The organism is Microbacterium sp. CIAB417, from assembly GCF_022788845.1.
Genome location: NZ_JAHZUT010000005.1, coordinates 128754 through 150127, shown reverse-complemented (window position 1 = coordinate 150127; position 21374 = coordinate 128754). Strand labels below are relative to the sequence as shown.

Here is a 21374-nt window from a genome sequence, read left to right as displayed (position 1 = left end):
TGACCAAGGCCCACGGCCTCGACAGAGACCGTGGGCCTTGGCCATGGGTTCACTTGCGCTTCTTCTTGATGGACACCGTCAACTCCACGGTGCTGTCCCCGTATGCCACGGTCAGCTTCTGGTGCGGACGCACCCTGCTGCTGTCGAAGCCGGTCACCATCTCCGCAGTCACGTCCATCCGGGTCGTCGAGCCATCGCTCCAGGTGACGTCCAGGATCATCCCGGTCACGTCGAGCTCCTCCCCGATGAGGTACTTCGTCTTTGGCGCCGCGTCCGCGGCCCAGGCCACCGATTCCACGGTCGCCGGCGGCGCGACCCTCGTCAACGTGATGCTGTTCTGCTTGGCGTAGTGGTAGACGTTGAAGAAGCCGTCGGCACCGATGCGCAGGTTCTCTCTCGCATCCAGTCGATTCCACACCGTCTTCCCGTCCACCTGGAGGACGATGCGGGTGCCGGCGTCCTCGGCGATGGCGCCGAACGCGATGCGATGCGTGCTCCCCGGCTCGATCGTGGTGTTCGGGATGACGTCGAGCATCGTCTGCCCCGGGCTCCAGCTCTGGAACTCCATCGTGTCCTCCTTGATGACCACCAGGTAGCCGGTGTTGGAGTTCTGCCACGCCGGGACGCCGGTCTGATCGGACCGGACCTGGAAGCCGTACCAGCCGCCGTCGAATGCGCCGAAGGTCGCATCGAACTCCAGCAGGCCGTCTCCGAAGCGCTCGGTCTCATAGCCGTGCACGCCCTCGGCGTTGACTCGGATCGTCCCCTGATCGAAGTCGAGCTTGTCCGACTGCGTCCAGTTCGCGGCATCGGAGAGCTGGTCACCGAGCGCGATCGTGGGATGCTCGGCATCCGCGACCGTCACCACCGCGGTCGCCGAGATCGACGGGTCGGCGACCGACGTCGCCGTGATCGTCGCCTCACCGGCCGCAATGGCGGCGACGATGCCATCGGTGACCGAAGCCACGGCCGGATCGCTGCTGGACCAGGTGACGCGCACGTCGCTGGCGTCCTGCGGCGACACCGTTGCGATCACCGGCCGACGTTCACCGGTCTGCAGGGCGAGTTCGCCGGCATCGAGGGAGATGCCGTCCACCGGAACCGCCGATATCGAGAAGCCGACGTCATCGAAGTCCAGGTGCGAGAAGCCCTCGGTGTAGAACCCGACCTTGCCGGCGGCGCCCGGCGCGGGATCAGTGCCCTCGAGCACGACCTCGCCGTTCACCACGATGCGGATCACGCCGTCCTGCACGGCGATGCGGACATGACTGGTCGCCGCCGCGGGCAGCGCCTTCGTCGGATCGAGGACGACCTCGCCGACGGTCTGCCACGCGTTGTCGAAGATCGTCCAGGTCGGTCCCGCCGCCGCATTGCGATAGCGGATGTAGCCGCCCCCTGCGCTGTTGCGGTTGTAGACGATCATGACCGCGTTCGCGGGAACGCTCGTCGGCGTCGTGACGTCGAAGTCCAGCACGAAACTCGTGAAGTCGCGGGGCAGCTGCGAGTTCGCGCCATTCACGATCCGGTACACGTGGTCGCCGCCCTCGGCGGCGACGATGCTGCGATTCGGATCCGTCGGCCAGCCGTTCGAGCCGTCTTCGAAGTCGGTGAAGTGCAGCACGCCGTCGCCTTCACCGACGACCACCTCGATCGTGTCGGAGATCCCGGCATCGGATGCTGCGGTGACCGTCACGGTCGTCGAACCGGGCGCCATGCCGGTCAGCTTCCCGTTGTCGACCGTCGCGATGGACTCATCAGCGGACGAGTACACGAGACGGGCATCATCCGCGTTCCACGGCAGAGGCGTCGCGCGCACGAGTACTTCCTTGCCGACATCGAGCGCGACGGCATCCGCGTCGAACGCGACAGCCTCGAGCGGCACGGACTCGGGCGACTGCGTCTGGCCGATGTGCCCCTTCGTGCCGATCTCATCGAAGCCGATGTCCTCGAATCCGGGGATCTGAGCGAACACCGCGGCGTCTGCGGTCAGGCGATAGTCGCCGTTCGCCGCGTCGACGAACCCGGGGTCGCCCTCGCTCACCCAGTTGCTGTCGTAGTTCAGCAGCTCCTTGACATCCCGTGCGCCCTGCGCGTTGACCTGCGACTGGCGGGGAACCGTGGGGTTCCACACGACGTTCTTCGCGAACGTGCTGTGGTCGGGGAAGTAGTGGTTGTCCTCGAAGAAGTGAGCGAGCTCGGGATACTTCTCGAGATACGGCGTGCCGACGAAGTCGTCGTTCTCGGCGAACACCTTCTCCCATTCCGGCATGTACGAGCGATCGACGACGTTGCCCTCGTGGTCGCCCATCCACAGTTCGTAGTTGTCGTACGGCACGTTCGCGTCGACGAAGATGTTGTTCGTGGCCTCGATGTAATCGGCTGACCCGCTCTTGATGGCGCTGTTGCCCATGTTCACGAAGATGTTCTTCTCGATCGTGAGATCCCACGTGAAGTTGTCGGCGTAGATCCCCTCGACACCGGCCATGCCTGCACCGATGTCATGGAAGTAGTTCTGCCGGAAGACATGCCCCCGTTGCTGCGGCGTCATCCCGGAGTTCATGTAGATCGCACCGAGATCGTGGAACGTCTTGCAGACGTCGTAGACCTCGTTCTGCTCGAACAGGTGATCGTTGCCGTGCACGATGATCCCGGGGTGCGGGGCGTCGTGGATCTCGTTGCCACGCGCCACGTTGCCGACCCCGTCGAACATCACGCCGGGGTTGTAGGCCTTGTGGTAGTACGCGAAGTCATGGATCTCCGAGTTCTGCACGCTGTTGTTCCCCGGCGTCAGCGTCGTCTTGTCCCCGCCCTGCAGCACGACGCCGACCCCGCCGATGTGGCTGAGCTCGCTCGCGATCACGGCATGGTCCGTGCCGCCGCGGTTCACAGGGATGCCGTCGTAGGTGTACCGGCCGGGTGAGTTGATGAGCACGCCGCCGTCGGTGAAGTTGCGGATGTCGCTGTGCTGGATCGTCACGTTCGAGCCGCCGAGGATGACCGCTGCCGTGGCGCGCCCGTACTCGAGCACGAGATCGTCGAAGGTGATGTGCGAGGCACCGTCTGTGCGGATCATCGGCTCGTCGAGTGTGGTCACCACCGGTGCGCCTCGTCCGGCCAGGAACGCGGCGTTCGGCACGAGGTACAGCTTGCCCGCGGCCCTGTCGATGTAGTACTCCCCCGGGGCGTCGAGCTCTTCGAGGAGGTTCTGAGCGAAGTGGAAGTCCGGGAACCAGCTCTTCATGATCCCGGACATCTCCCCGTAGCGCAGGGTGATGGTCTTGGCGTCGGTGTCGATCGCCTCGATCTTGTTGTACGACCACTCCCAGCTGTAGCCGAAGATGCCGTCGAGCCAGACGTCCTCGGCCTGGGTCCAGTGCTGCGGACGATCGTACGTGTAGGTGAACGTGCCACCGCGCTCCTGAAGATCGGCATCGGCACGCGTGGGCCCCGGGTCGATGATCTCGCCCATCTGAACGGTGTCCTTGGCGGCACCGGCGTTGGGCCAGCGGGCGAGCGTCATGCCCTGCCCGTCGATGTAGAGCTCCATGGGCGGGGTGCTGCTGACGTCATTGGCCTTCCAATAGCCGTGGCGGCTCAGCTGGCCGTAGTCCTCGATGCCGAGCGCCGCCAGGTCGATCTCGCGGATGTCGTCCCTGGCGGACTCCTCGATCACGCGATCCAGGACCGACTGGTCCTCCGTCAGGCGGAAGTCCTCGTAAGAGAGCGTCTGTCCGCCCGTCAGGGTCGCCACCTCTCCGGGGTACGAGCGGTAGACGATGGGGGCATCCGCTGTTCCGGAGTCCTCGGCACCGAGTGCGAAGGATGCGGAGCGCTGGTAGCTTCCTTCGCGCAGGTAGACGGTCGCCCCGTCCGCAGACAGCGTGCCGGCCGCTTTGCGCTCGCGGATGAGGTCGCGCGCGGCTTCCAGCGTAGCGAGCGGCGCATCGATGGAGCCGGCCGCCGCGTCGTCGCCGTCCGTGGCGACGTAGATCACGTCTCCCGGTGGCTCGTCGACGGCCGTTGCCGGATCGGGGTGGAGCGCCGGCAGCGCCGTCGCCACCAGGGCCGTCAGGATCAATGTCGTCGCAGCTCGCTTCATCGCGGTCTCCAGACTCGGGGGCGCCGCCCAACAGTGCGCGGCAGGTGGATGCGGCCCACCTTATAGTAATCGATAATCGACTGACAAGTATCGATTAAGCAAACCGCCGAGTCCGCCGAAGAGGCGCCGATCAGATCATCGTCGCGCGATGGCGGTCGTCAGGCCGAGACGTGCCCGACGACGCCCTTGCGCAGCAGCGCGTTGCCGTATTTGCGCGTCTCGCCGGTGCGGACCAGGAGATACGCGCCCTTCGCGATGTCGTAGTAGGCGAAGCGCTCGACGAAGCGGGTGGTCTCCCGGGTCGTCCCCGCGGACGCCATCAGCTCCCGCTGGACGTCGAGCACCTCGGCATCCGCCGATTCCATGAGGTCCAGGCCCGGCGCGTCGTCCAGCGGCAGCACCGTGCGGATCGCCGCGACGACCTCGGGTGTCGTCGTCCCCGGAAGGTCGACGACCCGCTCGCCCAACGCCCATGCCGGGAAGTGCGCGTCCGCGACGACCACCGAATCGGAGTGCCCCATCCGGTCGAGGTGCAGCAGCATTTCACCGGTGAGCAACGGGTGGATTCCTTCAAGCATCCGCACCTCCTGGGATGAGTCCCTCGTCCGCGAGTTCCGCCCAGAGTTCCGCGGGGATCGGCAGGGCCGCGTACTCGGCGTTCTGCCGCAGCTGCGCGGGGCGGCTGCCTCCGACGACGACGCTGCGCACGGCGGGCGCGCGCAGCGGGAACTGGACGGCCGCGGCGGGCAGCGGCACGTCGTGCGCCCGGCAGATGTCGGCGATCCGCACCAGACGCTCCCACAGCTCGTCGGGCAGCGCGCCGTACTCGTAGCGCCCGTCGCGACGCGGCTCGCTCTGCGCGAGCAGGCCGGAGTTGAACACGGATGCCGCGACCACTCCGGTCCCCGTCTCGTCGCAGGCCGGCAGCACGTCCTTCGCCGCGGGCTGCTCGAGCAGCGTGTAGCGCCCCGCCACCATGATCGTGTCGAGGTCCGCCTCACGGACGGCGCGCGTCAAGGCGTCGGCGACCATCGACCCGATGCCGATCTCGCCGATCTCGTGGGCGGCTCGCAATCGTTCGAGCGCCGGGAAGGCGCTGTCGATCGCCAGGTCGAGGTCATGCCGTTCCGGGTCGTGCAGGAAGACGATGTCGATCCGGTCGATCCCCAGCCGCTCGCGGGATTCGTCGAGACTCGCGCGGATCCCGGCATCCGAGAAGTCCCACACCCGCCGCAGATCGTCGCGGACGTGGAAGTCGTGCGCCGTGTCCAGCCCGCCGACGTGCTCGGGATTGGGGCGCAGCAGCCGGCCGACCTTCGTCGACAGCACGAACTCGTCCCTCGGCTTGGTCTGCAGGAACGCACCGAGCCGGCGCTCGGACAGCCCCAGCCCGTAGTGCGGCGCCGTGTCGTAGTACCGGATGCCGGCGTCCCACGCCGCCTCCAGCACGGCCCGGGCCTCGTCGTCGGTGAGCGCACGGAACAGGTTGCCGACGTTCGCAGCGCCGTAGCCGAGCACCGGAAGCTCACGCACCGACATGCGCACCCGTCCACGTGTAGGCGGCGATGCTCTCGGCCTTCATCTCCATTCCGGTGCCCGGCGCCGTGGGCGCCATGTAGGAGCCGCCGCGGATGTCGGTCGGGATGACGAAGTGCTCGTGCAGGTGGTCCACGAACTCGATCATGCGTCCCTCGCGGGTGCCGCTGACGGCGACGAAGTCGAACATCGACAGGTGCTGCACGGCCTCGCACAGGCCGACACCACCGGCATGAGGACAGACCGGAACGCCGAACTTCGCGGCGAGCAGGAGATTCGCGATGTTCTCGTTGACGCCGGCGACGCGCACGGCGTCGATCTGCATGACGCTGATCGCCTCGGCCTGCAGCAGCTGCTTGAAGATCATCCGGTTCTGCGCGTGCTCGCCGGTCGCGACCCGGATCGGGGCGACTCCCCGCGCGATCTCGGCGTGGCCGAGGATGTCGTCGGGGCTCGTGGGCTCCTCGATCCACGCGGGCCGGAACTCGGCGAGCGCGTTCACCCAGGCGATCGCCTCCGACACCTCCCAGCGCTGGTTCGCATCGATCGCGATGGGGAAGTCCTCTCCGACGACCTCACGGGCCTTGCGGAAGCGGCGGATGTCGTCGTCCAGGTCGGCGCCGACCTTGAGCTTGATCTGCGTGAAGCCGTCGGCGAGCGCCTCCCGCGCGAGCCGCTCGAGCTTCTCGTCCGAGTACCCCAGCCAGCCGGGGCTCGTGGTGTATCCGGGGTAGCCGGTGGCGAGGAGCTCCTGCTCGCGCTCGGCCCGACCGGGTTCGGCCGCCCGCAGGATGGCGAGGGCGTCCTCGCGCGTGAGCGCGTTGGTCAGGTACCGGAAGTCGACGAGGTCGACGATCTCCTCGGGCGTCATGCGCGCCAGCAGCTGCCACAGCGGCAGGCCTGCGCGCTTGGCCTTGATGTCCCACAGCGCGTTGACGACCGCGCCGATCGCCATGTGCATGACGCCCTTCTCGGGCCCGAGCCAGCGCAGCTGCGAATCGCCGATGATCTCGCGGAACGTGCTCCCCATGTCCGCCAGCAGCGGCTCGATCTCCCGGCCGACCAGGTGTCCGGAGAGTGCCTCGATCGCGGCGACCTGCACATCGTTGCCCCGGCCGATCGTGAACACGAACGCATGTCCGGCGTCCCCGGCATCCGTCCGCACGATGACGTACGCCGCGGAGTAGTCCGGGTCGGGGTTCATGGCGTCCGAGCCGTCCAGGCTCAGCGACGTCGGGAAACGGACGTCGGCGGTCTCGAGGGCGACGATGCGGCTCACGGGTTCCTCTCCTCGCGCAGCGGATCGATCTGCGCGGATCACTTGGAGTGTAAACATCCGATGTCTATACTGTCAACGACACCCGCCGCTCGACGGCGGCTCCCCGACGAAGCAGGAGAATCATGAAGTTCGCGCGGCTCGGCGCCCCAGGATCCGAAATCCCCGTCCTCGTGGAGGGCGACCGTTACCTCGACCTCCGTCCCGTGACATCCGATGTGAACGGCGAATTCCTCTCCAGCGACGTTCGCGCGCGGGTCACCTCGGCGCGGGATGCCGGTGAGCTGACGGAACTCTCGGGCACCGCCGACATGCGCATCGGCGCTCCGATCGCCCGCCCGAGCGCGGTCATCTGCATCGGGCAGAACTACGCGGCGCACGCGCGCGAGTCCGGCGCCGAGCCGCCGACGGTGCCGATCATGTTCCTGAAGACGCCTAACACCGTGGTCGGTCCGAACGACGCCGTGACGATCCCGCGCGGAAGTGAGAAGACCGACTGGGAGGTCGAGCTCGGCATCGTGATCGGCGAGCGCGCGGCGTACCTGGACTCCCCCGACGAGGCCGAGGCGCACATCGCCGGGTACGTCGTCGCGAACGACGTGTCCGAGCGCGCCTTCCAGATGGAGGTGTCGGGCGGGCAGTGGTCGAAGGGCAAGATCGCGTTCGGTTTCAACCCGACCGGGCCCTGGCTCGTGACACCGGACGAGGTCGACGTCGACGATCTTCGACTGCGCAGCTGGGTGAACGGCGAGGCGCGCCAGGACTCGAACACGGACGACATGATCTTCGACGTGCGCACCATCGTGCACCACCTGTCGCAGTACGTCACGCTGGAGCCGGGCGACCTCATCCTCACCGGCACCCCGCAGGGCGTGGCCTTCGGCGGGAAGTTCCCCTACCTGAAGGCCGGTGACGTGGTCGAGATCGAGATCGACGGCCTCGGGCGGCAGCGCCAGGAGTTCGTCGCGTGGGAGGCGAGCGCATGAGCCGGCTGGACGGTCTCGTCGCGATCGTCACCGGCGGCGCCTCCGGCATCGGCGCCGCGATCGCCGACCGACTGCAGGCCGGCGGCGCTCAGGTGGCCGTGCTGGATCTGAACACCACGGGCACCCCGCATTCCGCCTTCACGGCCGACGTGTCGGACCGCGCGTCCGTCGACGCCGCGGTCGCGGCCGTCGCCGAGCGCTTCGGACGCATCGACATCGTCGTCAACAACGCCGGCATCGGGGCCGTCGGGGACATCGCGGCGAACGACGATGCCGAATGGGCGCGCGTGCTGTCGATCAACGTCACCGGCATCGCGCGCGTGACCGCGGCCGCCCTGCCATGGCTGCGCCGGTCGCCGTCGGCGGCCGTGTGCAACACGGCATCCATCGCCTCGACGACCGGACTACCGCAGCGCGCTCTGTACACGGCGTCCAAGGGTGCCGTGTCCGCACTGACCCGCGCGATGGCGGCGGACCACCTGCGCGAGGGCATCCGCGTCAACGCAGTCAACCCCGGCACCGCCGACACCCCCTGGGTCGGGCGCCTGCTCGATCAGGCCGACGACCCGGCGGCGGAGCGCGCCGCCCTGGAGGCCCGTCAGCCGCACGGGCGGCTCGTCTCCCCCGAGGAGGTCGCGGCCGCGGTAGCCTATCTGGTCGGCCCGGATGCGGGATCCACCACCGGCACCTGCATCGAGGTCGACGGGGGCATGGCGCAGCTGCGCCTGCGGGTCGAGTGACCGCGGTACGGCGTCGCCGCTCGGGTCAGCCCAGACCGTAGAATCGCGCGGCGTTGCGCCACAGGATCGCGTCGGCGTCGAGATCGCGAGCCGTCGCCCAGCGTGCGACGGTGTCGGTCCAGGCGGGGATGGCGGCGGCATCCAGCGCCGGAGCGTCCCCACCCGACCAACCGGCTGCCGTCACGGCCGACACCGGCCAGTCGCTGCCGATCATGATCCGCTCGCCGCCGAATGCCGAGGCCACGACGTCCAGGAACGGTTCGACCTGCACCGCGCTCCATGACCCGCCGGCTTCTGCCGGGAGCCCGGACAGCTTGCACGACACCTGCGGGTGCGCAGCCAGCTCCGTGATCGCATCGGCCCACTCCGCGCTCGGCGCCAGCGGAGCGGTGGCCGTCCCCACCTCAGGCTTGCCGAGATGGTCCAGCACGATCCGCAGGCCCGGCTCTGCCGCGGCCAGCCCGATGACGTCGCGCAGCTGAGCCGCACCGCGAACGCACGCGTCGAACGTGAGCCCGTGCCGGACGAGCTCGGCGGCACCCGCACGGAACGCCTCGGTCCCCGCGAAGCCCACCGGCGCCCCCTGAAGCAGGTGCCGAACGCCGACGACGAGGGGGCGCGTCGCCAGCACGTCGAGATAGCGCCGCGTCTCCTCCCCGCGGTCCAGCCGGGCACCCGCGACGATGCCGCGCACTCCGACCCGCTCCGCGATGGAGCCCACCCAGGCGACCTCGTCGAGGTACTGCTCCTCGGCGCACTCGGCCTGCACGAAGACGGCGGCGTGCTCCGCGGCATCCCCGCCCCGTGCGGCGAGGATCTCGTCCACGGCGAAGCGCGTGCGCAGCGGACCCTCCAGCCAGGAGTATTCGAGTCGGGACGGATCCCACAGGTGCAGATGGGAGTCGAGGATGCGCATGGATCCATCCTGCCGCAGACATCGGATCATTGGCTACGATGACGACATGGCAGTCACTGACGAGGCGATCGAGAAGATCAAGGCGATGATCGTGTCCGGCGAACTCGCCCCCGGCGACCGCCTTCCGCCGGAGAAGGAGCTCGCCGAACGACTCGGCCTGTCGCGCAATTCGATGCGCGAGGCCGTCAAGGCGCTCGAGGTCATCCGGGTGCTCGATGTGCGCCGCGGGGACGGCACGTACGTCACGAGCCTGGAACCGCATCTGCTGCTCGAGGCCATCTCGTTCGTCGTGGACATGCACGACGACGACTCGATGCTGGAGATCTTCGCCGTGCGCCGGATGCTGGAGTCGCAGGCGACCGGGCTCGCCGCGACGCTCGGCAGCGACGAGCAGGTGCAGGCCTTGCGCGACGAGCTCGACGGCGTCGGCACCGACGTGTCGATCGACGACCTCGTCGCCCACGACATCCGCTTCCATCGCGACATCGTCCGGATGGCGGGCAACGCCTACCTCGCGAGCCTCATCGAGAGCCTCAGCAGTCAGACCGTGCGGGCGCGCGTCTGGCGGGGGCTCACCGAGCAGGGGGCCGTCGAGCGCACCCTCGCGGAGCACCGGGCGATCGCGGATGCCGTCGCCCAGCACGATCCGAATCTCGCGACATCGCTCGCCACGGCTCACATCGCTGGCGTCGAGCGGTGGCTGCGCCAGGCGGCGACCGCCTGAGCCGCACGGAACGGGGCGCGGGTCGGGGTGTCCGCGCCTTCTGGCGGCTTACGCCCCCAGGCGCCCCATCGCGGCGTCGAACTCCGCCGCCGAGGCGTCGCTCGTCTCGTGGAAGAGCATCTCGTCGATGACATCCGGTGCGGCGGTGAAGTACGGGACCCCGGCCAGCCGCAGCGACACGATGTCCGATGCCGAGCGGAGACTGGCGGCGAGGACATCCGTCCCGCTCCCGACGCACACCGCCTGCATCTCGGGGATGAGCGCATCGCCGTCGACTCCGGCATCCCTCAGCCGTCCCAGATAGGGCGCGATGTACCGCGCACCGATGCTCGCGCACGCGAGCGCCTGCGCCACCGAGTACACGGCCGTGACGAGCACCGTCGCACCGTCGCGCACGAGCGCGGATGCCGCGGCGAATCCGTCGGCCGTGGCCGGAACCTTCACGGCGACCCGGTCCCCCAGCGCGCGGATTCCCTCGGCATTGCGCAGGAACGACGCGGCATCGCCGCCCCAGGTCTGGAAGAAGATCTCGCGGGCGCCCTCCTCGACCCAGCGCGCGTACAGTTCGGGGATCTCAGCCGCCCGGCGACCTCCGCGTTCGAGGATCGTCGGATTCGTCGTCACCCCATGCACGACACCGGCGGCGAGCAGCCGCGAGACGCGCTCGACGTCGGCGCTGTCGACGTACAGACGCGGGGCGGCCGGGGCGGAAGGAATCATCGGATCTCCTGGGACGCAGAACCTGTCGTTACAGGTTGGATCTCGGCTAATGTTATGACAGCAGACGGCGAAGTCAAACACGATCAGGAGCGCAATGACCCCCGCATCCCGCGATGAGAGAAGCGGCGTCGTCATCGTCGGCAGCGTGACCGCCGACGTGACCACTTTCTCCGAGCGGCTCCCCGCCCGCGGCGAGACGATCCTGGGCGACGAGTTCACGCTCTTCCTCGGGGGCAAGGGTGCGAACCAGGCCGTCGCGGCCGGCCTGGCCGGGGCCAGGACGAGCTTCGTCGGCTGCGTCGGCGACGACCTGTTCCACGACCTGGTCGTCGACAGCCTCGCCGACGCCGGCGTCGACCTGACGCATCTGCGCACGGTTCCCGGCCCCACCGGAATCGCGCACATCCGCGTGGACGCCTCCGCCCAGAACGACATCGTCATGGTCCCGCTCGCGAACGCGCATCTCAGCGCCGAGCAGATCGACGCCGCACTGGAGGCGCTCGCTCCCACGACCTCCGTCCTGCTCACCCAGCTCGAGACGCCGTCCGCGCTGACCGCGCACATCGCCGCACGCGGCCGGGAGCTCGGATTCAGGGTGATCCTCGACCCGGCGCCCGCCGCCGATCTGCCCGCCGAGGTCTGGGCCGACATCGACATCGTCACCCCGAACGAGACCGAGGCGTCGCTGATCAGCGGCATCGAGGTCACGGATGCCGCGTCCGCCGAGAGGGCCGGACGCTGGTTCCTCGAGCGGGGAGTCGGCGCCGCCGTCATCACGCTCGCGGCGCAGGGCTCCTGCGTCATCACGGCGGAGGGGACATTCGTCGTCCCGCCGCTGCCCGTCGACGCGGTCGACACCACCGCGGCCGGCGACGCCTACGCGGGCTACCTGGGTGCCGCGCTCGCGAACGGAGCGCCCCTCACCGAGGCCGTGCGCCTGGCCACGGCGGCAGGCGCCCTCACCGTCACCAAGCAGGGCGCCTCGCCCAGTCTCCCCCGCCGCACGGACGTGGACGCGCTCCTCGCGTCCCGCAGCTGAACGGATCACCGATGCGCAAGACCGCCACCACCATCAATCCCGCGCTGTCGAGGGTCATCAGCGAGACCGGGCACACCGATCTACTCGTCGTCACCGACGCCGGTCTGCCGATCCCGCCCGGCTCGGAGCGGATCGATCTCGCCTACCGTCCGGGCGCACCCGCCTTCCTCGACGTGCTGGACACGGTGCTGGCGGAGATGGTCGTCGAGGGCGCGACGGTCTCCGCCGAGGTCGCGGAGGTCAGCCCGCAGGTGCTGGCGGCGCTGCGCGAGCGGTTGCCCGGCATCGAGATCGAGCTCGTTCCGCACGTCGAGTTCAAGAAGCGCACCCACGACGCACGGGCCTTCGTCCGCTCGGGTGAGTTCACCCCGTACGCCAACGTGATCCTGCAGGCGGGGGTGGCGTACTGACATGCCCGTCGCAGATGAGATCGACCGGCACTCCGCCGCCCCGATGTACGACCAGCTGCGTCAGCTGATCATCGACGGGATCGCCCGTGACGGACTCCAGCCCGGCGATCCCCTTCCCGGAGAGCACCGGCTGTGCGAGCGCTACGGCATCTCGCGCACGGTGGTGCGCCAGGCGCTCGCGCAGCTCGAGCACGAGGGCCTGGTCGAGCGCGTCAAGGGCAAGGGCACGTTCGTGTCCCGCCCCCGGACGAGCGAAAGCCTCGTGCACACCCTGGTCGGGCTGTTCGACGACGTCGCCCGACGCGGCGGTCACGTGCACAGCGACGTCCTCCGCCACGAGCGCGAGGAGGCCGATGACGAGGTCGCTGCGGCCCTCGACGTGCCGGCGGGGTCGCCCGTCGTGGTCCTCGAGCGACTGCGCCACGTGGACGGCGAGCCCTGGTCGCTCTCCACGACCTGGATGCCGGAAGCCGTCGGCGCCGTGACCCTCGGCGTTGATCTCAGCGAGGCCTCGCTGTACCGGCTGCTCGACGAGCACGGCATCCACGCCACCCACGGCGTGCGCTCGGCCGAGGCGACCGTCGCGACCCACGAGCAGGCCCTGCATCTCGGCGTGAGCGCCGGGTCCGCCCTGCTGCGGCTCCGCAGCATCAGCAGGGATGCCGACGACCGGCCGATCGAGTACTTCATCGCGCATCACCGCGGCGACCGATCGAGGTTCGAGTTCCAGCTGCGCCAGGAGCAGTCCGAGGCGTCGCTGCTGCACATCGACGGCGCGGGCGGGGCGTCCCGCGCGGGAACGGTCGCGATCTGACCCGGCTACGCTCGAACCCATGACCACCTGGACCAGCACCGCCATCGCTCTGCTGGACGCCGACGCGAACCGCAGCGCCGACACGCACCTGCACGTCTTCCCGCTCCCGGCCGAGTGGGGCATCGACCTGTACCTGAAGGACGAATCGGTGCACCCGACCGGGTCGCTCAAGCACCGGCTCGCCCGGTCCCTCATCCTGTACGGACTCGTCGGCGGCCGCATCCACGAGGGGACGACGCTCGTCGAGGCCTCCAGCGGCTCGACCGCCGTGTCGGAGGCCTATTTCGCACGGATGCTCGGGCTCGACTTCGTCACCGTCGTCCCCCGGTCGACGAGCCCGGAGAAGATCGAACTGATCGAGTTCTACGGCGGACGCTGCCACTACGTCGACCGCGCCCCCGACATGTATCCGGAGGCCGAACGCCTCGCCGCGGAGTGCGGGGGCCACTACCTCGACCAGTTCACGTATGCCGAACGAGCCACGGACTGGCGCGGCAACAACAACATCGCCGAGAGCGTGTTCAGCCAGATGGAGCGGGAGCGGCATCCGATCCCGTCGTGGATCGTCGTGGGCGCCGGTACGGGCGGAACGAGCGCGACGTTCGGACGCTACGTGCGGTACCGCCGGCACGAGACCCGGGTCGCCGTGGTGGATCCCGAGGGGTCGGCGTTCTACGGCGGCTGGAGCACCGGCGCCTCCGACTACACGACCGGCCGCCCGAGCCGCATCGAGGGGATCGGCCGGCCACGTGTCGAGCCGTCCTTCGTCGCCGGCGTGATCGACGAGATGCTGCAGATCCCCGATGCCGCCTCCGTCGCCGCGATCCGGCTGCTGCAGGAGCGGACCATGCACTGGGCCGGCGGCTCGACCGGTACGAACCTGGTCGGCGCGTTCCAGCTGATCGCGCGCATGCGCGCGGCCGGCGAGACAGGAAGCGTCGTCACACTGATCTGCGACGGCGGCGCGCGCTACGCCGGGACCTACTACGACGACGACTGGGTCGCGGCGCAGGGCTGGGACCTCGCACCGCACCGCGCGCGCATGGATCGGTTCCTCGAGACGGGCATCTGGGGCGAGTGAGGGCTACGCTTCAGGCATGACCACGCTCATCCTCACCGTCGTCGGCACGGATCGGCCAGGACTCGTCGCCGCTGTCGCCGATGTCGTCGATGCGCACGGCGGCAACTGGGAGAACAGTCAGCTGGCGGAGCTCGCCGGCGCCTTCGCGGGCGTCGTGCAGGTCTCCGTCCCGGACGACCGTCGCGCGCAGTTGACGTCGGCCCTCCAGGCGCTCGACGGACTGCTGACCGTCACGGTGCACGCGGGCTCGGATGCCGAGCCCGAGGCAACGGCTCGTCCGGTCGCGTTGCAGATCCTCGGCAACGACCGGCCGGGTATCGTCCGGGAGGTCTCCGCGGTCCTGCGCGCGCACGAGCTGAGCATCGAGACGATGACGACCGAGACGCGGGATGCCGCGATGGCCGGCGGCCGCCTGTTCGAGGCGAGCGTCGTCGCGGAGGTCCCGGCATCCGCCGATCTGGAGGCCCTTCGCGCGGACCTCGAACGCCTGACGACGGAGCTGCAGGTCGACATCACCCTTGCCTGATCCGTCGCGCCGGCGCCCTGATCCCGCGCACCCACGGCTGACCCCTCGCGGCGACGGCTGAGACCTCTCGGCATTGACGAGACCCCGCCGGATTCGCGTGAACACGGCGGGGTCTCGTCGGGAAGGAGAGGTCTGCCGGCGGGCGAGCCGGGCGGACGCCTCAGACCAGGCGCGACTTCGGCGAGACGCCGTAGGTGTCCTCGGGGTCGGCGTAGACGGCGTCTCCGAGAGCCGTGTCGATCGCGGCGAGCGTGTCGGCATCGAGCGTAACTCCCGACGCCTTTACGGTGTCCGCGAGCTGCTCCGGACGCGATGCGCCGACGAGAGCCGCCGCGATGTTGGGGGTCTGCAGCACCCACGCGATCGCGAGCTGCGGCATCGTGAGTCCCGCCTCCTCCGCGATCGGCTTGAGCCGCTGCACAGCTGTGAGGGTCTCGTCGTTCATGAACCGCTGGATGAACCCGGCGCCGCTCTTCTCGTCCGTGGCGCGCGACCCCTCGGGCACGGGCTGGCCGGGAAGGTACTTGCCGCTGAGCACGCCCTGCGCCATCGGGGACCAGACGATCTGCGAGATCCCCAGCTCTTCGGATGCCGGGACGACCTTGCCCTCGATGACGCGCCACAGCATGGAGTACTGCGGCTGGTTCGAGATGAGCTGGATGCCCAGCTGCTTGGCGAGCGCGTGCCCGTCGCGCAGCTGCTCCGCCGTCCACTCCGAGACGCCGATGTACAGCGCCTTGCCCTGACGGACGATGTCCGCGAACGCCTGGAACGTCTCCTCCAGCGGCGTCTCGTAGTCGAAGCGGTGCGCCTGGTAGAGGTCGACGTAGTCGGTGCCGAGGCGCTTCAGGGAGCCGTTGATCGACTCGAGGATGTGCTTGCGGCTGAGCCCGGTGTCGTTGGGGCCCTTGGGACCGGTCGGGAAGTAGACCTTCGTGAAGATCTCCAGCCCCTCGCGGCGCTGACCGGCGAGGGCCTTGCCGAGCACGACCTCGGCGGCGGTGTTGGCGTACGTGTCCGCCGTGTCGAACGTGGTGATGCCGGCATCCAGTGCCGCGTGGACCGTCTTCACGGCCGCGTCGTCACCGACCTGCGAGGCGTGCGTGACCCAGTTGCCGTAGGTGATCTCCGAGACCTTGAGACCGCTGTTGCCGAGATAACGATAGTTGACCATGACTCCACGCTAGGGCCTCTCGACCCTGCCGGGGTCAGGATGCCGAGGCGGAGGTCACACTGTTTCGGATGCGGGGCGCTGGTGCTTGCGCAGCCAGAACTCGGTCTGCGCGACGTGCCCCGCCGCGGCCGCCGACGCCGCGACGGGATCGCGCGCGACCAGAGCGTTGAGGATCGCCCGGTGCCCGGCATCCGAGAGGATCTTGATCTGCGCGGCGTCCTCCGTCTCGAAGATCCGGTACGCACGCGATCGCGCGCGCAGGACGTCGGCGAGGCTGGCGAGCGCGTCGTTGCCCGCGACGGCCGTGATGGCGGAGTGGAACTGGTTGTCGAGCTCGGACAGTTGCTCGTCGTCCGTCACGCCCTCGAGGTCGGCGAGCAGGGCGTCGAGGCGGTCGAGGGTCGCATCGTCGATGCGCGCGGCCGCGAGGCTGGCGGCGTGCGCCTCGAGGGCCCGCCGCATCTCGTAGAGCTCGATGATGGAGTCGAGCGGGAGCAACCCCACCGTGAGGCCCAGTCCCTTGATGAGGTCTGCGGCGTGCAGATCGCTCACGTAGCTGCCCGAACCGTGCCGGGTGTCGAGCACCCCCAGCGCGGCGAGCATGCGGATCGCCTCGCGGAGAGAACCGCGGGAGACGCCGAGATGCTCGCAGAGCTCCCCCTCGCTGGGCAGCCGATCACCGGGCCGGAGCTCGCCGTCCGCGATGAGTGCACGCAAGCCGTGCAACGCCGTGTCCAGTGCCCCCATGGGTGCGGTCTCCTTGTCGCGCAATGGTGAGCCGAGTCTGCCGCCCGGCGGACGATCTCACCAAGTTGTATTACGACTTTGTCAAATCTACCCCCAAGACGTGCCAATTTTTGCGATCTCTGGCACAGTTGTGCAACAAGTTCCCCGATCTGAACGAGGCCGCATGCTCGAGATGACGTCTTCCGCTGCTCCGGTGCAGCTCGCCTCCGGGGCGCGCGCTCGCGACGCCTGGCCGCTGGACCCCGACATCGTCCACCTCAATCACGGCTCCTTCGGCGCCGTGCCGACCGAGGTCGTGCGGCACCAGGACGAACTGCGCGCCCAGGCGGATCGCAGCCCGGTGGGCTGGTTCCCGCGCATCGCGGAACGCGTGGCCCAGGCCCGGTCGGCCGTCGCGCCGTTCGTGGGGGCCGAAGCCGAGGACGCCGTCTTCGTCCCGAACGCCTCCGCCGCGGCGACGGTGGTGTTCAACAGCCTGACCCTCGACGCCGACGACGAGATCCTCGTGACCGACCACGGCTACGGCGCGATCACGATGGGCGCCGCGCGACTCGCGCGCCGGTTCGGTGCCCGCGTGCGCACGGTGCGCATCCCCCTCCTCGCCGAGGAGGAGGAGATCCTGGAGCTGTTCCGCGCCGCCCTGGGCGTCCGCACGCGCCTGATCGTGGTGGACCAGATCACCTCGCCCACGGCCCGGCTCCTGCCGACCCGGCGCATCGCCGAGCTCGCGCACGAGCGCGGAGCGCGCGTGCTCGTCGACGGGGCGCACGCGCCCGGACTCGTCGCCGACGCCGCGAAGGCGGGCGGAGGCGACTGGTGGTTCGGCAACATGCACAAGTGGCCGTGCGCACCGCGCGGCTCCGCCCTCCTCGTCACCCGCGCCGACGATCGGCAGGACCTGTGGCCCCTGATCGATTCGTGGGGCGGGGGCGAGGCCTATCCCGACCGCTTCGACACGCAGGGGACCATCGACGCGACGACGTACCTCAGCACCTCGGCGGCCATCGACTTCATCGAGCGCGAGCACGGCTGGGCGCAGACACGGCGCACCATGTCCGCCCTGGCGGACGAGGGCGCCGATCGGATCGCAGCGGCCCTCCAGCCCTATGTCGCGGAGGACGCCAGGGTGCACCTGCCGATGCCGGTCGACTCGATGCGGCTCATCCGGCTTCCGGACGGGCTGGGGAGCACCCGCGAGGAGGCGGACGCCCTGCGCATGACGCTGTTCGATGCCGCGGGAGTCGAGACGGCCTTCACGAGCTTCGAGGGACGCGGCTACTTCCGCCTCTCCGTGCACCTCTACACCGAGACGAGCGATTTCGACGCCTTCGTCGAACGCTGCGTCCCTGAGATCCTGCGCCGCGCCGGCATCACCGCCGCGGCTTCCTGAATCCCCGAAACACACGAGAAAGAGGTATGTCATGAAGCGCACCCGACTGACGACAGCCGTCGGCATGGGCACCGTCGCCCTGCTGGGGCTCACCGCCTGCTCCGCCGGCGGCGGCTCAGAGAGCGCCGACGGCACCGTCACGCTCCAGATGGTGGAGAGCCTGACCAACCCGGCCCGCACCGAGGTCATCCGCGGTCTGCTCGACGACTTCGAGGCGGCCAACCCGGACATCACCGTCGAGCTCGTCTCCCCTCCGACCGAGCAGGCCGACCAGACGATCCAGCAGATGCTCCAGTCCGGCAAGGGCGTGGACGTCCTCGAGGTCCGCGACATCACGGTCGGCCCCTTCTCGAACAACGGCTGGCTCTACGACATGACGGACGACCTCGCCGACTGGGAGGGCTGGGACGCACTCACCGAGAACGCGCGGACGGTCGCCGAGGGGGACGGCGAGAGCCTGTTCATCCCGTACGGGTTCTACGGCCTGTCGCTGTTCTATCGCACCGACCTGGTCGAGGAGGCCGGGTTCGACGGACCTCCGCACAGCTGGAAGGACCTCCTGGAGCAGGCGTCCGCCATCCAGGACCCCGCAAACAACGTGTACGGGTACGCGTTCCGCGGCGGGCAGAACGGCAACACGAACGTCGTCGCCGCGATCGAGGCCTACGTCATCGACGACCTGGACACGTCGAACGCGTTCCTCCTCGAGGACGGCTCGACGATCTTCTCCGCCCCGGAGGCGCAGGAGGCGGTCGACGACTACTTCGCACTGTTCGAGCAGGCCTCGCCGCCGTCGGCGGTCTCGTGGGGCTATCCCGAGATGGTCGCCGGCTTCACGAACGGGTCGACGGCGTTCCTGCTGCAGGACCCGGAGGTCATCGCGACGGTCCAGGCGTCGAATCTGACCGAGGATCAGTGGGACACCGCGCCGCTGCTCGTCGGGCCGTCCGGCAAAGCCGCCCAACCGCTCGCGGTGGCGGGATGGGGCGTCGCCGAGGCGAGCGAGCACAAGGATGCCGCGGTGAAGCTCGTCGAGTTCCTGTCGTCGGCGGAGCCGGCCACCGAGTTCGCCCAGGCGAACAGCCTGGTGCCGATCATCGCCGCAGCATCCGACGACGAGTTCTACGCCTCCGGCCCGTGGACGAGCTACGTCACGATGACCGAGGATCCCGAGACGTACATCAACGTGCAGCAGCCGCGCGGCGTCAGCTGGTGGACGGAGTGGATCCAGAAGTCGGATCAGGATGTGCAGAACGTGCTGCTCGGCAACATGAGCACGTCGGAGCTGCTCGAGTCCTGGGATGCCTACTGGGTCGACAAGTACGCCACCGAGGACTGATCGCATGACGCAGCTCACCCGCACGGGACGCTCCGCCGGCTCCGCCGGCGGGGCTCCCCCGGCCCGGCCCGGCCGACGCACCTTCGGGCGCCGTCAGGCCTGGACGATCCTCGCATTCCTCTCCCCGGCCATCCTGTTCGTCTGCTGGTTCACCTACTACCCGATGCTTCAGGGCGCCGGTATGGCGTTCCACGACTGGAACCTCTGGGACCTCACGTCGACGCCGTTCGTCGGGTTCGACAACTTCGTGACGATCCTCAGCGATCCGGTGTTCCCTCAGATCGCCTGGAACTCGGTCCTCTGGGTGGTGTGCTCGCTCGTGCCGCAGTTCGTCATCGGCTTCCTCATCGCGCTCGCCCTCCGCAAGCGGTTCCGCTTCCGCGGGCTGTACCAGGCGCTGGTGTTCTTCCCCTGGGCTGTGTCCGGCTTCCTCATCGGGCTGCTGTTCCGCTGGATGTTCAACGCCGAGTTCGGGGTCATCAACGACCTGCTGATGAAGGTCGGTCTCATCGACGCGCCGCTGCCGTGGCTCGCCGACCCGAAACTCGCCATGACCGCCGTCATCATCGCGAACGTCTGGTACGGCGTGACCTTCTTCGCCATCATGATCCTCGCCGCGCTCCAGTCGGTCCCCGACGAGATGCTGGAGGCGGCGAGCCTCGACGGCGCCGGCAAGCTGCGTCAGCTGTTCTCGATCATCGTCCCGTACATCTCGATGACGCTGCTGCTGACCGTGCTGCTGCGGATCATCTGGATCTTCAACTTCCCCGACATCATCTGGGCGATGACCCAGGGCGGACCCGCGAACCAGACGCACATCATCACGACCTGGATGATCAACTACACCCAGAAGGGCAACTACGGGCTCGCCAGCGCGATCGGACTGATCGTGGTCGCGTTCCTGCTGGTCTTCTGCGCGTTCTACCTCCTGGCCATGCGGAAGGTGAAGAGATGACCACCATCGTCGCTCCGGAAGCCACGGCCGCCGTCGTCACGGGTCGCACCAAGATCCGCCAGCCCCGCCGGCGCCCCACCGTCGGGGGTGCGCTCCGCTTCGTCGGACTCGGACTCTGGCTGGTCATCACGCTGTTCCCGCTGTACTGGATCGCGCTGACGTCGTTCAAGTCGCCCCAGACCGTCAACGTGTTCCCGATCGAATACTGGCCGAGCGACCCGTCGGTGCAGAACTACCTCAACCTGTTCGAGTTCAACGACTTCGGCGTGTTCCTGATGAACTCGGCCGTCGTCTCGCTCAGCGCGGGTCTCGTCGCGACCCTGATCGCGCTGCTCAGCGCGTTCGTGCTCTCCCGGTTCGAGTTCCGCAGCAAGGGCGCCGTGCTCGTCGCGTTCCTGCTGACGCAGATGATCCCGGCGTTCATCGCCCTCGGCCCGCTGTACTCGATGATGTCGAACCTCGGGCTCGTGGACACCAGGTTCGGCCTGATCCTCGTGTACATCGCCATCTGCATCCCGTTCTCCACGGTCATGCTCCGGGGCTTCTTCGAGAACGTCCCGGTCGCGCTCGAGGAAGCGGCCATGATCGACGGATGCTCGCGGCTCGGCGCGCTGTTCCGGGTGCTCGTCCCGGTGCTGACACCGGGCATCATCGCCGCGTTCATCTTCAACTTCGTGAACTGCTGGAACGAGCTGTTCCTGTCGGTCGTGCTCATCCACTCGACCGAGAACCGCACGATCCCCGCGACCCTCAACGGGTTCATCTCGACGTTCAATGTCGACTGGGGATCGCTGTCGGCGGCCGCCGTCGTGACGATCCTGCCCACCATGGTGATGTTCGCCCTCGCGAGCCGCTGGATCGTGCAGGGGCTCACGGCGGGCGCGGTCAAGGAGTGAGGGGTC

Annotated in this window: 20 protein-coding genes; 12 read left to right on the top strand and 8 right to left on the bottom strand. The window is 68.8% G+C overall.

Annotated features, from left to right (window positions below; genetic code table 11):
• Positions 1-49 precede the first annotated feature (49 nt).
• From KYX17_RS21580 to KYX17_RS21565, 4 genes are all read right to left on the bottom strand, one after another.
• Positions 50-4099 carry an Ig-like domain-containing protein gene (locus KYX17_RS21580; protein WP_243229470.1) on the bottom strand — a complete coding sequence of 1350 codons (4050 nt, stop codon included), beginning with the start codon at positions 4097-4099 and terminating at the stop codon, positions 50-52.
• Positions 4100-4257: 158 nt separating this feature from the next.
• A complete protein-coding gene (locus KYX17_RS21575; RefSeq protein WP_243229469.1) occupies positions 4258-4677 on the bottom strand; it encodes an RbsD/FucU family protein in 420 nt (139 codons plus the stop codon).
• Positions 4670-5638, bottom strand: a complete 969-nt coding sequence (locus tag KYX17_RS21570; protein ID WP_243229468.1) for an aldo/keto reductase — start codon at positions 5636-5638, stop codon at positions 4670-4672. Before KYX17_RS21570 ends, KYX17_RS21575 begins: the two co-directional genes overlap by 8 nt.
• Positions 5625-6914 carry an L-fuconate dehydratase gene (locus KYX17_RS21565; RefSeq protein WP_243229467.1) on the bottom strand — a complete coding sequence of 430 codons (1290 nt, stop codon included), beginning with the start codon at positions 6912-6914 and terminating at the stop codon, positions 5625-5627. The genes KYX17_RS21570 and KYX17_RS21565 overlap by 14 nt, the downstream gene beginning before the upstream one ends.
• A gap of 122 nt (positions 6915-7036) precedes the next feature.
• On the opposite strand from KYX17_RS21565, the gene KYX17_RS21560 reads away from it, so the two are divergent.
• Complete coding sequence (locus KYX17_RS21560; RefSeq protein ID WP_243229466.1) at positions 7037-7897, top strand: fumarylacetoacetate hydrolase family protein; 861 nt, start codon at positions 7037-7039, stop codon at positions 7895-7897.
• Positions 7894-8637: an SDR family NAD(P)-dependent oxidoreductase gene (locus KYX17_RS21555; protein ID WP_243229465.1), complete on the top strand. Its 744-nt coding sequence runs from the start codon at positions 7894-7896 to the stop codon at positions 8635-8637. The genes KYX17_RS21560 and KYX17_RS21555 overlap by 4 nt, the downstream gene beginning before the upstream one ends.
• A 25-nt stretch (positions 8638-8662) precedes the next feature.
• Here the strand turns inward: KYX17_RS21555 and KYX17_RS21550 are convergent, their stop codons facing one another.
• A complete protein-coding gene (locus KYX17_RS21550) occupies positions 8663-9553 on the bottom strand; it encodes an amidohydrolase (protein ID WP_243229464.1) in 891 nt (296 codons plus the stop codon).
• A gap of 46 nt (positions 9554-9599) precedes the next feature.
• On the opposite strand from KYX17_RS21550, the gene KYX17_RS21545 reads away from it, so the two are divergent.
• On the top strand, positions 9600-10277 hold the full coding sequence (locus KYX17_RS21545) for a FadR/GntR family transcriptional regulator (protein WP_243229462.1): 678 nt from the start codon (positions 9600-9602) through the stop codon (positions 10275-10277).
• Between the two features lie 48 nt (positions 10278-10325).
• Here KYX17_RS21545 and KYX17_RS21540 read toward each other — a convergent pair whose 3' ends face one another.
• A complete protein-coding gene (locus KYX17_RS21540; RefSeq protein WP_243229460.1) occupies positions 10326-10997 on the bottom strand; it encodes a transaldolase family protein in 672 nt (223 codons plus the stop codon).
• Between the two features lie 94 nt (positions 10998-11091).
• Between KYX17_RS21540 and KYX17_RS21535 the strand changes: the two genes are divergently transcribed.
• The 5 genes from KYX17_RS21535 to KYX17_RS21515 are packed head-to-tail and all read left to right on the top strand — an operon-like array spanning position 11092 to position 14867.
• Positions 11092-12036, top strand: a complete 945-nt coding sequence (locus KYX17_RS21535; protein ID WP_243229458.1) for a ribokinase — start codon at positions 11092-11094, stop codon at positions 12034-12036.
• 11 nt (positions 12037-12047) lie between these two features.
• On the top strand, positions 12048-12446 hold the full coding sequence (gene rbsD, locus KYX17_RS21530; protein WP_243229457.1) for a D-ribose pyranase: 399 nt from the start codon (positions 12048-12050) through the stop codon (positions 12444-12446).
• 1 nt (position 12447) lies between these two features.
• On the top strand, positions 12448-13260 hold the full coding sequence (locus KYX17_RS21525) for a GntR family transcriptional regulator (RefSeq protein WP_243229456.1): 813 nt from the start codon (positions 12448-12450) through the stop codon (positions 13258-13260).
• 19 nt (positions 13261-13279) lie between these two features.
• Complete coding sequence (locus KYX17_RS21520) at positions 13280-14341, top strand: PLP-dependent cysteine synthase family protein (protein WP_243229454.1); 1062 nt, start codon at positions 13280-13282, stop codon at positions 14339-14341.
• Between the two features lie 16 nt (positions 14342-14357).
• Positions 14358-14867 carry a glycine cleavage system protein R gene (locus KYX17_RS21515; RefSeq protein WP_243229453.1) on the top strand — a complete coding sequence of 170 codons (510 nt, stop codon included), beginning with the start codon at positions 14358-14360 and terminating at the stop codon, positions 14865-14867.
• Between the two features lie 160 nt (positions 14868-15027).
• On the opposite strand, the gene KYX17_RS21510 is transcribed toward KYX17_RS21515, so the two are convergent.
• A complete protein-coding gene (locus KYX17_RS21510; protein ID WP_243229451.1) occupies positions 15028-16041 on the bottom strand; it encodes an aldo/keto reductase family protein in 1014 nt (337 codons plus the stop codon).
• Between the two features lie 54 nt (positions 16042-16095).
• Positions 16096-16788 (bottom strand): FadR/GntR family transcriptional regulator, encoded by a 693-nt coding sequence (locus tag KYX17_RS21505; RefSeq protein WP_243229449.1) that lies wholly within the window; start codon positions 16786-16788, stop codon positions 16096-16098.
• Between the two features lie 163 nt (positions 16789-16951).
• Here KYX17_RS21505 and KYX17_RS21500 point away from each other — a divergent pair, with 163 nt between their 5' ends.
• Genes KYX17_RS21500 through KYX17_RS21485 form a run of 4 tightly spaced genes read left to right on the top strand, consistent with a single transcriptional unit; the run spans position 16952 to position 21368 of the window.
• A complete protein-coding gene (locus KYX17_RS21500) occupies positions 16952-18178 on the top strand; it encodes an aminotransferase class V-fold PLP-dependent enzyme (protein WP_243229447.1) in 1227 nt (408 codons plus the stop codon).
• A 31-nt stretch (positions 18179-18209) separates the two neighbouring features.
• Complete coding sequence (locus KYX17_RS21495) at positions 18210-19517, top strand: sugar ABC transporter substrate-binding protein (RefSeq protein WP_243229444.1); 1308 nt, start codon at positions 18210-18212, stop codon at positions 19515-19517.
• Positions 19518-19521: 4 nt separating this feature from the next.
• Entirely contained in the window at positions 19522-20472 is a 951-nt protein-coding gene (locus KYX17_RS21490) for a carbohydrate ABC transporter permease (protein WP_243229443.1), read from the top strand.
• Positions 20469-21368 (top strand): carbohydrate ABC transporter permease, encoded by a 900-nt coding sequence (locus tag KYX17_RS21485; RefSeq protein ID WP_243229442.1) that lies wholly within the window; start codon positions 20469-20471, stop codon positions 21366-21368. The genes KYX17_RS21490 and KYX17_RS21485 overlap by 4 nt, the downstream gene beginning before the upstream one ends.
• Positions 21369-21374: the final 6 nt, after the last annotated feature.

Bases quoted from the DNA above. Each gene is read 5' to 3' on its own strand.
- KYX17_RS21580 (WP_243229470.1), bottom strand. From the start codon at position 4,099: ATGAAGCGAGCTGCGACGACATTGATCCTGACGGCCCTGGTGGCGACG.
- KYX17_RS21575 (WP_243229469.1), bottom strand. From the start codon at position 4,677: ATGCTTGAAGGAATCCACCCGTTGCTCACCGGTGAAATGCTGCTGCAC.
- KYX17_RS21570 (WP_243229468.1), bottom strand. From the start codon at position 5,638: ATGTCGGTGCGTGAGCTTCCGGTGCTCGGCTACGGCGCTGCGAACGTC.
- KYX17_RS21560 (WP_243229466.1), top strand. From the start codon at position 7,037: ATGAAGTTCGCGCGGCTCGGCGCCCCAGGATCCGAAATCCCCGTCCTC.
- KYX17_RS21555 (WP_243229465.1), top strand. From the start codon at position 7,894: ATGAGCCGGCTGGACGGTCTCGTCGCGATCGTCACCGGCGGCGCCTCC.
- KYX17_RS21550 (WP_243229464.1), bottom strand. From the start codon at position 9,553: ATGCGCATCCTCGACTCCCATCTGCACCTGTGGGATCCGTCCCGACTC.
- KYX17_RS21545 (WP_243229462.1), top strand. From the start codon at position 9,600: ATGGCAGTCACTGACGAGGCGATCGAGAAGATCAAGGCGATGATCGTG.
- KYX17_RS21540 (WP_243229460.1), bottom strand. From the start codon at position 10,997: ATGATTCCTTCCGCCCCGGCCGCCCCGCGTCTGTACGTCGACAGCGCC.
- KYX17_RS21535 (WP_243229458.1), top strand. From the start codon at position 11,092: ATGACCCCCGCATCCCGCGATGAGAGAAGCGGCGTCGTCATCGTCGGC.
- rbsD (WP_243229457.1), top strand. From the start codon at position 12,048: ATGCGCAAGACCGCCACCACCATCAATCCCGCGCTGTCGAGGGTCATC.
- KYX17_RS21525 (WP_243229456.1), top strand. From the start codon at position 12,448: ATGCCCGTCGCAGATGAGATCGACCGGCACTCCGCCGCCCCGATGTAC.
- KYX17_RS21520 (WP_243229454.1), top strand. From the start codon at position 13,280: ATGACCACCTGGACCAGCACCGCCATCGCTCTGCTGGACGCCGACGCG.
- KYX17_RS21515 (WP_243229453.1), top strand. From the start codon at position 14,358: ATGACCACGCTCATCCTCACCGTCGTCGGCACGGATCGGCCAGGACTC.
- KYX17_RS21510 (WP_243229451.1), bottom strand. From the start codon at position 16,041: ATGGTCAACTATCGTTATCTCGGCAACAGCGGTCTCAAGGTCTCGGAG.
- KYX17_RS21505 (WP_243229449.1), bottom strand. From the start codon at position 16,788: ATGGGGGCACTGGACACGGCGTTGCACGGCTTGCGTGCACTCATCGCG.
- KYX17_RS21500 (WP_243229447.1), top strand. From the start codon at position 16,952: ATGCTCGAGATGACGTCTTCCGCTGCTCCGGTGCAGCTCGCCTCCGGG.
- KYX17_RS21495 (WP_243229444.1), top strand. From the start codon at position 18,210: ATGAAGCGCACCCGACTGACGACAGCCGTCGGCATGGGCACCGTCGCC.
- KYX17_RS21490 (WP_243229443.1), top strand. From the start codon at position 19,522: ATGACGCAGCTCACCCGCACGGGACGCTCCGCCGGCTCCGCCGGCGGG.
- KYX17_RS21485 (WP_243229442.1), top strand. From the start codon at position 20,469: ATGACCACCATCGTCGCTCCGGAAGCCACGGCCGCCGTCGTCACGGGT.